This is a genomic window from Streptomyces sp. NPDC048600, from assembly GCF_055587025.1.
In genome coordinates this window covers 61,814-76,364 of sequence record NZ_JBVJGZ010000025.1, presented here as the reverse complement: position 1 = coordinate 76,364, position 14,551 = coordinate 61,814, and the positions used below count along the sequence as shown (strand labels likewise).

At 69.9% G+C, this 14,551-nt stretch carries 13 protein-coding genes; 1 reads left to right on the top strand and 12 read right to left on the bottom strand.

Translation table 11 applies throughout. The features are described from left to right. Nucleotides 1–56: 56 nt before the first annotated feature. The 9 genes from pssA to ACZ6SQ_RS28805 form a co-directional block, all read right to left on the bottom strand. The gene (gene pssA / locus ACZ6SQ_RS28845; protein ID WP_386379349.1) at nt 57–872 is read right to left on the bottom strand and encodes a CDP-diacylglycerol--serine O-phosphatidyltransferase; all 816 of its coding nucleotides are present in this window, start codon (nt 870–872) and stop codon (nt 57–59) included. A gap of 22 nt (nt 873–894) precedes the next feature. After that, nucleotides 895–1,551, bottom strand: coding sequence for a phosphatidylserine decarboxylase (locus tag ACZ6SQ_RS28840; RefSeq protein WP_386379254.1), 657 nt, complete (start codon nt 1,549–1,551; stop codon nt 895–897). 169 nt (nt 1,552–1,720) lie between these two features. Further along, complete coding sequence (locus ACZ6SQ_RS28835; protein WP_386379253.1) at nt 1,721–2,926, bottom strand: acyl-CoA dehydrogenase family protein; 1,206 nt, start codon at nt 2,924–2,926, stop codon at nt 1,721–1,723. A gap of 2 nt (nt 2,927–2,928) precedes the next feature. Beyond that, a complete protein-coding gene (locus ACZ6SQ_RS28830) occupies nt 2,929–3,441 on the bottom strand; it encodes a MaoC family dehydratase (protein WP_062716551.1) in 513 nt (170 codons plus the stop codon). A 4-nt stretch (nt 3,442–3,445) separates the two neighbouring features. Continuing rightward, complete coding sequence (locus ACZ6SQ_RS28825; protein WP_386379252.1) at nt 3,446–4,405, bottom strand: HpcH/HpaI aldolase/citrate lyase family protein; 960 nt, start codon at nt 4,403–4,405, stop codon at nt 3,446–3,448. Then, on the bottom strand, nt 4,402–6,450 hold the full coding sequence (locus ACZ6SQ_RS28820; RefSeq protein WP_386379250.1) for a protein meaA: 2,049 nt from the start codon (nt 6,448–6,450) through the stop codon (nt 4,402–4,404). The genes ACZ6SQ_RS28825 and ACZ6SQ_RS28820 overlap by 4 nt, the downstream gene beginning before the upstream one ends. Before the next feature lie 17 nt (nt 6,451–6,467). Further along, the gene (gene ccrA / locus ACZ6SQ_RS28815) at nt 6,468–7,811 is read right to left on the bottom strand and encodes a crotonyl-CoA carboxylase/reductase (protein WP_386379249.1); all 1,344 of its coding nucleotides are present in this window, start codon (nt 7,809–7,811) and stop codon (nt 6,468–6,470) included. 437 nt (nt 7,812–8,248) lie between these two features. Beyond that, nucleotides 8,249–9,067 (bottom strand): TetR family transcriptional regulator, encoded by an 819-nt coding sequence (locus ACZ6SQ_RS28810; protein ID WP_469567100.1) that lies wholly within the window; start codon nt 9,065–9,067, stop codon nt 8,249–8,251. Between the two features lie 160 nt (nt 9,068–9,227). Next, nucleotides 9,228–11,033, bottom strand: a complete 1,806-nt coding sequence (locus tag ACZ6SQ_RS28805; RefSeq protein ID WP_469567098.1) for a 3-hydroxyacyl-CoA dehydrogenase family protein — start codon at nt 11,031–11,033, stop codon at nt 9,228–9,230. Nucleotides 11,034–11,408: 375 nt separating this feature from the next. On the opposite strand from ACZ6SQ_RS28805, the gene ACZ6SQ_RS28800 reads away from it, so the two are divergent. Next, nucleotides 11,409–11,981, top strand: a complete 573-nt coding sequence (locus ACZ6SQ_RS28800; protein WP_469567095.1) for an adenylosuccinate lyase — start codon at nt 11,409–11,411, stop codon at nt 11,979–11,981. Here ACZ6SQ_RS28800 and ACZ6SQ_RS28795 read toward each other — a convergent pair. Genes ACZ6SQ_RS28795 through ACZ6SQ_RS28785 form a run of 3 tightly spaced genes read right to left on the bottom strand, consistent with a single transcriptional unit; the run spans nt 11,974 to nt 14,510 of the window. Next, complete coding sequence (locus ACZ6SQ_RS28795; RefSeq protein ID WP_469567093.1) at nt 11,974–12,477, bottom strand: GNAT family N-acetyltransferase; 504 nt, start codon at nt 12,475–12,477, stop codon at nt 11,974–11,976. The genes ACZ6SQ_RS28800 and ACZ6SQ_RS28795 overlap by 8 nt on opposite strands. Nucleotides 12,478–12,494: 17 nt before the next feature. After that, nucleotides 12,495–12,896, bottom strand: a complete 402-nt coding sequence (locus tag ACZ6SQ_RS28790) for a RidA family protein (RefSeq protein ID WP_469567091.1) — start codon at nt 12,894–12,896, stop codon at nt 12,495–12,497. A gap of 48 nt (nt 12,897–12,944) precedes the next feature. After that, entirely contained in the window at nt 12,945–14,510 is a 1,566-nt protein-coding gene (locus ACZ6SQ_RS28785; RefSeq protein WP_469567089.1) for an alpha/beta hydrolase, read from the bottom strand. Nucleotides 14,511–14,551 lie beyond the last annotated feature (41 nt).

Sequence of the window (14,551 nt, the reverse complement as noted above, 5' to 3'; positions counted from 1 at the left end):
ACGACAGGGCCCGAGCTCGGTAGCGAGCTCGGGCCCTGTCGTGTCGTGCGGGGTGGTTACGGCAGCTGGGCCGCTCGGGCCTCGCGGCGGTTGTCGCGGAAGTTGTTCACCCGGCGGGCCGTGGCGAACAGGGGGATCACCGCGGCCGTGACCAGCTGAAGGGCACAGCCGGTCTGCAGGAGCACCTCGCCGCTCGGGGCGTCGAAGGCCCAGGCGGTGAGGAGGCCCATGCTGAGGACGATCCAGGTGAGCATCGCCACCGCGAGGCGGCCCCGCGGCTTCGGGTACTCGACCCGGCTGACCATCAGCCACGCGGTGCCGATGATCGCCAGCAGGGTCGCCACGAAGGGCAGCTCCAGCAGGACGATCGAGACCACCGTGAGCGCGCCGAAGGGGGAGGGCATGCCCTGGAACATGCCGTTCGTCGGCGTCACACAGGAGAACCGGGCCAGTCGCAGGACCACCGCCAGCAGGACCACGATCGCGCCCACCGCCGCCACACGCTGGTGCGCGTCGTCCGCGACCATGCCGTAGACGAGGACGAAGTACGCCGGCGCGAGGCCGAAGCTGATCAGGTCCGAGAGGTTGTCCAGCTCGGCGCCCATCGGCGAGGAGCGCAGCTTGCGCGCCACCAGGCCGTCGAAGAGGTCGAAGACCGCCGCACAGAGCATCAGGATGACCGCCGTGGCCGCGCTGTGGCGGGCCATGCCGGACTCCTGGCTTCCGGTGAGGTGCGGGATCAGGATGCCGGTGGTGGTGAAGTACACCGCCATGAAGCCGCACGTGGCGTTGCCGAGGGTGAGCGTGTCCGCTATCGACAGGCGCAGCGAGAGCGGCATCTCCTCCTCGTCGCTCTCATCGGCCTCCGGCACCCATTCGGTCCGGGTCTCCGGGTCAATCACGGTCAATGCGAGTCACCCCTGCCACGGTCTTCTGACCCACCTCGACCGCGATCTCGACGCCCTCGGGGAGGTAGATGTCGACGCGCGAGCCGAAGCGGATCAGACCGATGCGGTCGCCCTGCTCGACCTTCGTGCCCTGGGGCAGGTAAGGAACGATGCGGCGGGCCACGGCGCCGGCGATCTGGATCATCTCGATGTCACCGAGCTCGGTGTCGAAGTGCCAGACGACGCGCTCGTTGTTCTCGCTCTCCTTGTTGAAAGCGGGAACGAAGCCGCCCGGGACGTGCTCGACGGACGTCACCGTGCCCGAGAGAGGGGCGCGGTTGACGTGGACGTTGAGCGGGCTCATGAAGATCGCGACCCGGGTCCGTCCGTCCTTCCACGGCATGATGCTCTGCACCACTCCGTCGGCGGGGGAGATGACCCGTCCCTTCGCGATCTCTCGCTCGGGGTCGCGGAAGAACCACAGCATGCCCGCCGCGAGAGCGGTGGCGGGTACGGCGACGGCCTTGGCGACGCCGGAGCGGCGGGCCTTGACCAGGCTGAGTGCTGCGGTGGCGACGGTCGGGAGAAGCCACGGCGATGCTCCGCGCGCGAGGCGTACGCCGGCCCGGCTGTCGCGTGGTGCAGAGGTTTGGCTGTGGGGCATGGATGACCTTCGTAGCGGATGATGCCGCGCTTGAGGGGGGACGGCGGCTTTCCGGCGATCGTAGCGGTTAAGCGCCGCAACTGGGTAAGCCAGGAAGCCGAGTCGGCAGCCGAGGAGTGCCTACGGGGTGTGATCTTCTTCTCGAAGAAAACACCCCGTTCCCGGACAATCAGCCCTGGAATCGATACTCTTCGAGCAGCCTGCGCCCGATGATCATTTTCTGGATCTCGGCGGTACCTTCACCGATCAGCAGCATCGGAGCCTCGCGGTAGAGGCGCTCGATCTCGTACTCCTTGGAGAAGCCGTAGCCGCCGTGGATCCGGAAGGCGTCCTCGACGACCTCCTTGCAGTATTCGGAGGCGAGGTACTTCGCCATCCCTGCTTCGAGGTCGTTTCGTTCCCCGGAGTCCTTTTTGCGTGCCGCGTTCACCATCATGGCATGAGCGGCCTCGACCTTGGTAGCCATCTCGGCCAGCTTGAACTGGATCGCCTGGTGCTGGGCGATCGGCTTGCCGAAAGTGTGACGCTGCTGGGCGTACTGGACGCCGAGTTCGAACGCACGCTGAGCGACACCGCAGCCACGCGCGGCGACATTGACGCGGCCGACCTCGACCCCGTCCATCATTTGGTAAAAACCTCGTCCGGTGACCCCGCCGAGCACGCGATCGGCCGGAATCCGCAGGCCATCCATGATGAGCTCGGTGGTGTCGACACCCTTGTAGCCCATCTTGTCGATCTTGCCGGGGATGGTGAGGCCGGGCCGGACCTCTCCGAAGCCGGGCTCCTTCTCGACGAGGAAGGTCGTCATCGACTTGTGGGGGGCCGTGCCCTCGGGGTGTCCTTCGTCACTCCGGACCAGAACGGCCACCAGAGAGGACGTGCCGCCGTTCGTCAGCCACATCTTCTGGCCGTTGAGGACGTACTCGTCGCCGTCCTTGACCGCCTTGGACGTGATGGCCGACACATCGGAGCCCAGGGCCGGCTCCGACATCGAGAAGGCGCCGCGGATGTCGCCGGCCGCCATGCGCGGCAGGAAGTGGTCCTTCTGCTCCTGCGTGCCGTGCTGCTTGAGCATGTACGCCACGATGAAGTGCGTGTTGATGATGCCGGACACCGACATCCAGCCGCGGGCGATCTCCTCCACGCACAGGGCGTAGGTGAGGAGCGACTCGCCCAGGCCGCCGTACTCCTCCGGGATCATCAGGCCGAAGAGGCCGAGTTCCTTGAGGCCGTCGACGATCTGCTGCGGGTACTCGTCACGGTGCTCCAGCTCGGTCGCGACCGGGATGATCTCCTTGTCCACGAAGTCGCGGACGGTCTTGAGGATCTCCTGCTGGACGTCGGTCAGACCGGCGGTCTGGGCGAGACGGGCCATCTCTACTTCTCCTGCTGCTTCAGTTCGGGACGGCCGGGCTGCTCGCCGCCGCGCTCCTTGATGTACGTCTCGGTGGGCACCATCACCTTGCGGCGGAAGACGCACACCAGGGTGCCGTCCTGCTTGTAGCCCTTGGTCTCGACGTAGACGATGCCGCGGTCGTTCTTCGACTTCGACGGCCACTTGTCGAGCACGGTCGTCTGGCCGTAGATGGTGTCGCCGTGGAAGGTCGGCGCCACGTGCTTGAGCGACTCGATCTCCAGGTTGGCGATGGCCTTGCCGGAGATGTCCGGCACGCTCATGCCGAGCAGCAGGGAGTAGATGTAGTTCCCGACGACGACGTTCTTGCCGAAGTCCGTCGTCTTCTCCGCATAGTTCGTGTCCATGTGGAGGGGGTGGTGGTTCATGGTGAGGAGACAGAACAGGTGGTCGTCGTACTCCGTGACCGTCTTGCCCGGCCAGTGCTTGTACGTCGCCCCGACCTCGAACTCCTCGTAGGTGCGTCCGAACTGCATGGCCCTACGCCTCCGGGATCTCGAACTTGCTGGTGCGCTGCATGCCGGCGGCCCGGCCCTTGCCGGAGATGACCAGGGCCATCTTGCGGCTGGCCTCGTCGATCATCTCGTCGCCGAGCATCGCGGAGCCCTTCTTGCCACCCGCCTCGGACGTGTAGTAGTCGTACGCGTCCAGGATCAGCTCGGCGTGGTCGTAGTCCTCCTGCGACGGCGAGAAGATCTCGTTGGACGCCTCGACCTGGCCCGGGTGCAGCACCCACTTGCCGTCGAAGCCGAGCGCGGCGGCGCGCTGCGCGACCGCGCGGTAGCCGTCGATGTTGCGGATCTGGAGGTAGGGACCGTCGATCGCCTGGAGGTTGTTGGCGCGGGCAGCCATCAGGATCTTCATCAGGATGTAGTGGTAGGCGTCCGCCGGGTAGCCGGGCGGCTGCTCGCCCACGACCAGGGACTTCATGTTGATCGACGCCATGAAGTCGGCCGGGCCGAAGATGATGGTCTCCACGCGCGGGGAGGCCTGCGCGATGGCGTTGACGTTGTTCAGGCCCTGCGCGTTCTCGATCTGCGCCTCGATGCCGATCTTGCCGACCTCGAAGCCCATCGTCTTCTCGATCTGCGTCAGCAGCAGGTCCAGCGCGACGACCTGCTCGGCCGTCTGCACCTTCGGCAGCATGATGCAGTCGAGGTTCTGGCCGGCGCCCTCGACGACGGTCACGACGTCGCGGTACGTCCACTCGGTCGTCCAGTCGTTGACCCGCACGACACGCGTCTTGCCGGTCCAGTCGCCCTCGTTGAGGAACTTGACGATGGTGTGCCGCGCCTCGGGCTTGGCGAGCGGGGCGCAGGCGTCCTCCAGGTCCAGGAAGACCTGGTCGGCCGGCAGACCCTGGGCCTTCTCCAGGAAGCGGGGGTTCGAGCCCGGCACGGCCAGGCAGGAGCGCCGCGGGCGGAGACGGTTGACGGTCATGCGGGGACCTCCAGGGGGTCGAGCTTGTTCGCTTTCCGGATCTCGTCGACGATGCGGCCGATGATTCCGGTGATGTCGAAGTCCTTCGGGGTGAACACCGCGGCCACTCCGGCGGCCCGCAGCTGTTCGGCGTCACCACTGGGGATGATGCCACCGGCGATCACCGGGATATCTGTGGCACCGGCCACACGCAGCCGTTCCAGGACATCAGGCACCAGCTGGGCGTGCGAGCCGGACAGGATCGACAGGCCGACCGCGTGCACGTCCTCGGCGAGGGCCGCGTCCACGATCTGCTCCGGGGTGAGCCGGATGCCCTGGTAGACCACCTCGAAGCCGGCGTCTCGGGCCCGGACGGCGATCTGCTCGGCGCCGTTGGAGTGCCCGTCCAGGCCGGGCTTGCCGACCAGGAAGCGCAGCTTGCCCGAGCCCAGCTCGCGGGCCGTGTCCTCCACCTTGCGGCGGACCTCGGCGAGCGCGGAGCCGGCCTCGGCCGGCACGGCGACCGGCGCGGAGGACACACCCGTCGGGGCGCGGAACTCGCCGAACACCTCGCGCAGGGCCCCGGCCCACTCACCGGTGGTGACACCGGCGCGGGCGCACTCCAGGGTGGCCTCCATGAGGTTGGCGGTGCCCTTCGCGGCCTCCTTCAGACGCTCCAGCGCCTTGCAGGGGCGGGGGTGGTTGAAGGGCGGCTGGTAGCGCGTGTCCCGCCAGTGCTGGAGGGAGGCGATGACCTGGGCCTCGACCGCCGGGTCGACCGTCTGGATCGCGGTGTCCAGGTCGGAGGTGAGCGGGTTCTCCTCGGTCGTCTCGAAGATGTTGACGCCGACGATCTTCTCCTGGCCGGACTCGATGCGCGCCCTGCGCTCGGCGTGCGAGGAGACCAGCTGCGACTTGAGGTAGCCGGACTCGACGGCCGCCATGGCGCCGCCCATCTCCTGGATCCGGTCGATCTCCTTGAGGGAGTCCTCGACGAGCTGGGCGACCTTGGCCTCGATCACCGTCGAGCCCGCGAAGATGTCCTCGTACTCCAGCAGGTCGCTCTCGTGCGCCAGGACCTGCTGGATGCGCAGGCTCCACTGCTGGTCCCAGGGCCGGGGCAGGCCCAGGGCCTCGTTCCAGGCGGGGAGCTGGACGGCCCGCGCGCGGGCGTCCTTGGACAGCGTGACGGCCAGCATCTCCAGGACGATCCGCTGGACGTTGTTCTCCGGCTGCGCCTCGGTCAGGCCCAGGGAGTTGACCTGGACGCCGTAGCGGAACCGGCGCTGCTTGGCGTTCTCGATGCCGTACCGCTCGCGCGTGATCTCGTCCCAGATCCGCCCGAACGCCCGCATCTTGCACATCTCCTCGACGAAGCGGACGCCCGCGTTCACGAAGAAGGAGATACGGGCGACGACGTCCCCGAACTTCTCGGCGGGGACCTGCCCCGAGTCGCGCACGGCGTCGAGCACCGCGATCGCGGTGGACATCGCGTACGCGATCTCCTGGACCGGCGTGGCGCCCGCCTCCTGCAGGTGGTAGCTGCAGATGTTGATCGGGTTCCACTTGGGGATGTGGGAGACCGTGTACGCGATCATGTCCGTCGTGAGACGGAGGGAGGGCCCCGGCGGGAAGACGTGCGTCCCGCGGGACAGGTACTCCTTCACGATGTCGTTCTGGGTCGTGCCCTGGAGCCGGGTGATGTCCGCGCCCTGCTCCTCGGCGACGACCTGGTAGAGCGCCAGCAGCCACATGGCGGTGGCGTTGATCGTCATCGAGGTGTTCATCTGCTCCAGGGGGATGTCCTGGAACAGCCGGCGCATGTCGCCGAGGTGCGCGACCGGCACTCCGACCCGGCCGACCTCGCCGCGGGCGAGGATGTGGTCGGAGTCGTAGCCGGTCTGGGTCGGCAGGTCGAAGGCGACCGACAGACCCGTCTGGCCCTTGGCGAGGTTGCGGCGGTACAGCTCGTTGGACGCCTCGGCCGTGGAGTGTCCGGCGTACGTGCGCATGAGCCACGGCCGGTCCTTCTCCCGCCGCCCTTCGGCGTTCTGACGCTCAGTCATCTATGACCCCGGGTGTCTCAGACGTTGCGGAAGCGGTTGATGGCGTCGATGTGCTTGGCGCGCATCTCCTCGTCGCGCACGCCCAGACCCTCCTCGGGGGCCAGGCAGAGCACGCCGACCTTGCCCTGGTGGAGGTTGCGGTGCACGTCGTAAGCGGCCTGGCCGGTCTCCTCCAGGGAGTAGACCTTCGACAGGGTCGGGTGGATCTTGCCCTTGGCGATGAGGCGGTTGGCCTCCCAGGCCTCGCGGTAGTTCGCGAAGTGCGAGCCGATGATCCGCTTCAGCGACATCCACAGGTAGCGGTTGTCGTACTCGTGCATGTAGCCCGAGGTCGAGGCGCAGGTGGTGATGGTGCCGCCCTTGCGGGTGACGTAGACCGAGGCGCCGAAGGTCTCGCGGCCCGGGTGCTCGAAGACGATGTCGATGTCCTCGCCGCCGGTGAACTCGCGGATGCGCTTGCCGAAGCGCTTCCACTCCTTCGGGTCCTGGGTGTTCTCGTCCTTCCAGAACTTGTAGCCCTCGGCGCTGCGGTCGATGATCGCCTCGGCGCCCATCGAGCGGCAGATGTCCGCCTTCTGCTCGCTGGAGACGACACAGATCGGGTTGGCGCCGCCGGCCAGCGCGAACTGCGTGGCGTAGGAGCCGAGGCCGCCGCTCGCGCCCCAGATCAGGACGTTGTCGCCCTGCTTCATGCCGGCGCCGTTGCGGGAGACCAGCTGGCGGTAGGCGGTGGAGTTCACCAGGCCCGGCGCGGCGGCCTCCTCCCAGCTGAGGTGGCCCGGCTTGGGCATCAGCTGGTTGGACTTGACCAGGGCGATCTCGGCGAGGCCGCCGAAGTTGGTCTCGAAGCCCCAGATGCGCTGCTCGGGGTCGAGCATGGTGTCGTTGTGGCCGTCGGAGGACTCCAGCTCGACGGACAGGCAGTGCGCGACGACCTCGTCACCGGGCTGCCAGGCGTTGACGCCCGGGCCGGTGCGCAGGACGACGCCCGCGAGGTCGGAGCCGATGATGTGGTACGGCAGGTCGTGGCGCTTGGCCAGCTCGTTGGTGCGGCCGTAGCGCTCCAGGAAGCCGAAGGTGGACAGCGGCTCGAAGATCGAGGTCCACACCGAGTTGTAGTTGACCGAGGAGGCCATCACCGCGACCAGGGCCTCGCCCGGGCCGAGCTCCGGCAGCGGCACGTCGTCGAGGTGGATCGACTTGCGCGGGTCCTTGTCGCGGGACTCGAGGCCCGCGAACATCTCGGTCTCGTCCTTGTGCACGGTGATCGCGCGGTACGACTCGGGCAGCGGAAGAGCGGCGATGTCGGCGGACGTGGTGTCCGGCGACTGGATCGCGTCCAGGATGTCCTTGGTGGTCACGGTGTTGCCTCCGGCGATGCGCACCCTGAGGGAGGGGTGCTGAGGGAGCGCCCTGAGGGAGGGGCGCTTGAGGGTTTTCGGCTGTGCTGCTGAGGGTTTTTGCGGATGCCGTCGGTTCGGCGGTGATGCTGATCGGCAGCGCTTTGTGGCGCGGGAGGTTGCCTGTGACGCAGGCGTCCGGGCGGCGAACCAGAGGTTGCGGGGACAGCCGACGCACGAAGGATCACTGCGCGCCGGCCGCCCGGACAACATCAACGTATGGCACACCGTGTCACCTGGCAAGGCACTGAGTGCCAGGAATTGGGCTCAGGTGAAATCTTTACGTAACAAATGAGCGATGATCGATCGAATATGGCTGGAGACTCGGTGGAAAAGGGCCTCTGACATGCCAAAACGGCCACCCCGAGGGGTGGCCGTCATCACAGCGGGGAGCGGGCTCAGCGCTCCTTCAAAGCCTCTTCGATGGTCCGCATGACCTCGTCCAGCGGGGCGTCGGTCCGCGCCACCGTCACCAGCACCTCGCCCGTTCCCGTGACCGTGGCCGCCGGGACGGAACGGGCCGCGTCGGCGCTCGTGCGGCCCGCGCCGATGCCGTTGCCGAACGTCTTGCGCACGATGGCGAAGGCGTGGTCGAGCTGGGCCTCCACGTCCCCCTGGCCGCCGGCCCTCAGCCAGCGGCGCAGCACGTGGTTGTGGGCGGTGACCACGGCGGAGGCGGCGACCTCGGCCAGCAGCGGGTCGTCGTTGGCGTCGTCGTCGTGGGCGTGCTCGTCGAAGTGGCCGAGCAGATAGCGGGTGAACAGGCGCTCGTAGCGGGCCACCGAGGCGATCTCCGCCTCACGCAGGGTGGGCACCTCGCGCGTGAGCTTGTAGCGGGCCACCGAGATCTCCGGCCGGGCCGCGTACATCCGCATGACTTCCTTGATGCCCCGGCACACCGTGTCGAGGGGGTGCTCATGGGCGGGGGCGGCGTTGAGCACCGCCTCGGCGCGGATCAGGGTGTCGTCGTGGTCCGGGAAGATCGCCTCTTCCTTGGACCGGAAGTGACGGAAGAAGGTGCGGCGGGCGACCCCGGCCGCGGCCGCGATCTCGTCGACGGTGGTCGCCTCGTACCCCTTGGTCGCGAACAGCTCCATGGCCGCGGCCGCCAGTTCACGGCGCATCTTGAGCCGCTGGGCCGCCGCGCGGGACCCCGCGGCGCTTTCCGGCGCGTCGGCTGTGGCAGGGGTACGGGAGGACTTGGCGGGCTGGGACATGCCCCGAACGTACTGCATGTGCGCAGCTCGGTGCGCATGCACGGGGGTTCCCCCGCCCTCGGGGGGCGGGGGAGCGGGTCCGCGGGCGGGCTGCCCGGCCCTGGCCGGTTCGAGCAGCCCGCCCCAGTCCTCCCCGGTCCGGAACCAGTCGCCGACCCGGTCAGCGCCGGGCATATTCGCGGAAACCCCGGCCCGTCTTGCGGCCGAGGCAGCCCGCTGCCACCAGGTGTTCCAGGAGCGGCGCGGGGGCGAGACCGGGGTCGCGGAACTCGCGGTGCAGCACCTGCTCGATGGCCAGCGAGACATCGAGTCCGACGACGTCCAGCAGCTCGAACGGGCCCATCGGGTAGCCGCCGCCCAGCTTCATCGCGGCGTCGATGTCGTCCAGCGTCGCATAGTGGTCCTGGACCATCTTGATGGCGTTGTTCAGGTACGGGAACAGCAGCGCGTTCACGATGAAGCCGGCCCGGTCGCCGCAGTCCACCGCGTGCTTGCGGATACGGGCGCACACCTCGCGGACCGTCGCGTGGACGTCGTCACCGGTCAGCACCGTGCGGACCACCTCGACCAGCTTCATGGCCGGCGCGGGGTTGAAGAAGTGCATGCCGATCACGTCCTGCGGGCGCGTGGTGGCGCGGGCGCAGGCGACGACGGGCAGCGAGGAGGTGGTGGTGGCCAGGATCGCGCCCGGCTTGCAGACCTTGTCCAGCGTCGCGAACAGCTGCTGCTTGATCTCCAGGTCCTCCGCCACCGCCTCGACGGCCAGGTCGACCTCGGCGAAGGCCTCGTAGGAACCGGCCGGGGTGATCCGGCCCAGGGTCTCCTCGGCCGCCTCGGCGGTCATCCGGCCCTTGGCGACCGAGCGGGACAGCGACTTGCCGATGAAGGCCTTGGCCGCCTCCGCCTTCGCCTCGCTGCGGGCCGCGAGGACCACGTCGAAGCCCGCCTTGGCGAACACCTCCGCGATGCCCGACGCCATGGTGCCCGAGCCCGCGACACCGACCGAGGAGACCGTACGGCCCTCGGCGAGCGCGCCGCCCTCCAGCGGGGTGAGCGCGTCGCGCACCACCGTGGCACTGCCCGGGGCCTCGTAGGTGTAGAAGCCGCGGCCCGCCTTACGGCCCGTCAGCCCGGCCTCGCTGAGCTGCTTCAGGATCGGTGCCGGGGCGTGCAGCCGGTCGTGCGACTCGGCGTACATGGCCTCCAGGACCCGGCTCGCGCAGTCGACGCCGATCAGGTCCAGCAGGGCGAGAGGGCCCATCGGCAGACCACAGCCCAGCCGCATCGCCGCGTCGATGTCCTCGCGGGAGGCGTACTTCGCCTCGTACATCGCGGCCGCCTGGTTGAGGTAGCCGAACAGCAGGCCGTCGGCGACGAAACCGGGCCGGTCGCCGACCGCGACGGGCTCCTTGCCCAGCTCGATCGCCAGGTCGGTGACCGCGGCGACGGCGTTCGGGGAGGTGAGCACCGAGGAGACGATCTCCACCAGCCGCATCTGCTGCGCCGGGTTGAAGAAGTGAACGCCCAGCACCCGCTCGGGACGCTGGGACTCCGCGGCGAGCCGGGTCACCGACAGCGCGTTGGTGCCGGTCGCCAGGATGGTCTCCGGGCGCACGATCCGGTCCAGCTCGCGGAAGATCTCCTGCTTGATCTCGTACGACTCCGGGGCCACCTCGATGACCAGGTCGGCCTCGGCGGCGGCGCCGAGGTCGGTGGAGGTGCGCAGCCGGGCGACGACGTCCGCGCGCTCCTGCTCCGTGAGGCGCTCACGCTCCACGGCACGGGCGGTGGCGGCGTCCAGGGCGGCGACGCACCGGGCGGTCTGCGCCTCGTCGACGTCGATGCCGATGACCTCGCGGCCGGCCCGGGTGAGCACCTCGGCGATGCCGGTGCCCATCGTGCCGAGGCCGACCACGGCAATGGTCTTGAACGGGGACAGAGGGGTGTCGGACAGGGGAGTGGCCATCGCGGGACTCCAGGAATGAGGGTGACGACTGGGAGCGCGACCCGGTACGCCGAAGGGGCGCACCGGGTGCGTGGAAGATGCGGGTGTGGTTCCGGGCTGCGAGCGCACACGCCCGGCGCCGCTCCGACGGGCGTGCACACGCCCGCCCTGCGGCGGAATCCGACCGGCCCTGTCCCTTGGCCGGGTCGCACTGCGGTGCCTACGGGCACCGAACCGACTGCTCTCATGGCGGCTGCGTCACCAAACCGCCACGAGCGTGGTAGCGAGTGGGTAACTCGCTCGTCTGAGCTTAACCGGTGGGTAACGAGCGCGCCAGCCCCCGGACTTTGTGATGTACGTCCCCCGGTCGGCCGATCCGCCCTACGCTCCCCCCTCATGGACGAAGAGTTGCGATCGCTCACGGAGCGCTTACGGCAGGAGTCGGGGGCCACCCCCGCCTTCGAGCACCTCGCCGCAAGCGGAGAGAGCGAGCTGGCGCAGGTGCTCACCGCCCCCGGACAGCCTCTGTGGGCCCGTGAACTGGCCGCGTTCCGGCTGGGCCTGGCCGGCGACCGGCGGGCCTTCGAGTCGCTCGTCCTGCTGCTCAACCACCGCGACCCGCAGCGCTGCGCCTCCGCCGCCCACGCCCTCGCCCGCCTCGGCGACCCGCGCACCGCCCGCGCGGCCGCCGCCCTGGCCACCAACGAACTGCGCGTCGCCTACGCCCTGCACCCGGTGCGGCTGCTGGTCGAGCTGCGGGCCCCGGAGTCCGCGCCCGCGCTGATCACCACCCTGGAACGGCGGCTGCGCCCGCACGACCCCTACCGCAGGGTCGCCCTCGCCTGTGTGGAGGGGCTCGGCGCACTCGGCGACCCGAGGGCCAGGACGGTGCTCAACGAGGCCCTGGCGCACCCGGTGCTCGCACAGGCCGCCGTGCGGGCCCTGGCGCGGATTCCCCGGCCTAGATGAGGTCCCGGGTGTACCGCACCTCGGGTACCAGGACGCCGCCCGCCTCGAAGGGCTCCTCGGTGCCGTCGGCCGAGAACCCCGCCCGCTCGTAGAACCGCCGCGCGCGGACGTTGTCCTTCAGCACCCACAGCAGCATCCGCGCGTGGCCGGCCTCGGCGCAGCGCCGTACGGACTCCGCCAGCAGGGCGCCGCCGGCGCCGGTGCCGTAGTGCTCCGGGGCGACGTAGATCGCGTACAACTCGGCGTCCGCGGTGCGCACTTCGCCGTCCCGGTAGGGGCCGTGGCAGGCCCAGCCGGTGATCTCGCCGCCGGGCTCGCGCTCGGCGACCAGGTTCACCATCGCGCGGTCGGCGGCCGTGAACCGTGCCCGGTGGCGGTCTGCGTCTGCGGCCACGCTGAGGCCGTCCAGATAGGGCTGGGGCATCAGTCCCCGGTAGGCCGCCCGCCAGCCGCCGACGCGGATCTCGGCGACCCGGCCGCAGTCCGCGAGTGTCATCTCCCGCACCCGCGGGGTCACTCGGCCACCACCGCGTAGGCCTCGATCTCCATCAGATACTCCGGCCGCACCAGCGCGGCGACCTGTACGGCGGAGGCGGCCGGGAGCCGGTCGTCCGGGATGTGCGCGGCGCGGGCCGCGCGGATCGCGGGCAGGTACGCCATGTCCGTGACGAAGAAGGTGAGTTTGACGACGTCCTCGAAGGTCGCCCCGGCGGCGGCGAGGCAGCGCCGGATGTTCTCGAAGACCTGACGCGCCTGGGCCCCGGGGTCGTCCGGGCCGACCAGCGTGCCGTTCTCGTCGAGCGGCAGCTGGCCGGACACGGCCACGAGACGCCCGCTGCCCGTCACCACATGGGTGTACGCGGCTGCGCGGGCGACGCCGTCGGGGGCGGGGATCCTGGTGATCGGCTCACTCATGCGGCCATGGGATCACAGGAGCCGGGCCGCCCGCCCCCGGATAACGCCTCAGCCGCGCGGGCCCAGCAGCCCGTGCAGCGTCGAGCCCCGCGAGGAGGCGGACCTGGTGGCCAGCGGCTCGGGTTCGGCCTGGGCCGCGCACACCGCGTCCGCCTCACCGGCCCCGTCGCCGCGCGGCACCGTGCCGTCGGCCAGATAGGCGGCCAGGTGCTTGTCCAGACAGGAGTTGCCGCTCAGCGTGATGCCGTGGTTCCCGCCGCCGTCCTCGACCACCAGGCTGGAGCCGCGCAGCAGGGTGTGCATCATGGCCCCGCCTCGGTACGGCGTCGCGGCGTCTTCGGTCGCCTGGAACAGCAGCACCGGCGGCAGTTCGGCGTTGGCGACGTCCACCGGAAGCTTCGGCGGGACCGTCCAGAACGCGCACGGCGCGTTGTACCAGGCGTTGTTCCAGGTCATGAAGGGCGCCTTGTCGTACATCGCCCAGTTGTCCGAGCGCCAGGCCGGCCAGGCGCGCGGCCAGGACGCGTCCCGGCACTGCACCGCGGTGTAGACGCTGTAGCCGTTCTCGCCGGAGGCGTCGAGCGCGGCGAAGGTGTCGTACGCCTCGACCAGCGCGTCGGCGTCCTTGTCGTTGACGTACGCGGCGAACGCCTCGGCGAGGTAGGGCCAGTAGCCGTCGTAGTAGCCGCCGGGCATGAAGGTGTCCTCCAGCTCGGCCGGACCCACCTTCTTCCCCGCGGGCTCCTTCACCAGCGCCGCCCGCATCGCGTACCACCGCGACTCGACCTCGGCCGGGTCGGTGCCCAGTCCGTAGGCGCGGTCGTGCCGGGCGACCCAGGCCAGGAAGGCGCGGTGGCGGTCGTCGAAGGCGAGGTCCTGCGCGAGGTTGTCCTCGTACCAGACGCCCGTCGGGTCGACGACCGAGTCGAGCACGAAGCGGCGCACCCGGTCCGGGTGGAGCTTGCCGTAGACCGCGCCGAGGTAGGTGCCGTACGAGTAGCCGAAGTAGTTCAGCCGCTGCGCGCCCAGCGACTGCCGGATGAGGTCCATGTCGTGCACGACGGCGGTCGTGTTGATGTGCGGGAGCACGTCGGCGTGCTTCTCGGCGCAGGCGTCGGCGAAGGCCCTGGCGCGGGCCAGGTTGGCGTTCTCGACGCCGGGGGCGGCGGGCACCGAGTCGGGGCGCGGGGCGTCGAAGTGGCCGGGCAGGCAGTTCAGCGCCGGCTTGCTCCTGCCGACACCGCGGGTGTCGAAGCCGATCACGTCGTACTGGGAGGCCACCGATCGGGGCAGGGAGGCCGCGACGAATCCGGCGAGGGTGCGTCCGCTGCCGCCGGGGCCGCCGGGGTTGACCAGCAGGGGTCCCTGGGACTTCCTCGCGGTGTGCGGGACGCGGGTCAGGGCGAGCGTGATCTGCCGCCCCTGCGGGTCCGCGTGGTCCAGGGGGACGTCCAGGGACGCGCACTGGAGCGTCGGGTAGTCGCTGGTGCCGCACCTCTTCCAGGCGATTGCGGGGGCGGCGGCTCCCGGGCCGGTGGCCTCGGCGGGAACGGCGGTGAGCGACCCGGCCAGGACGGCGGCGGCACCGCACAGCACGGCTGCGCGTTTCTTCATGGAGTCCTTCCAGGGCGGAACGGGGCCGGACCGCGGGGGTC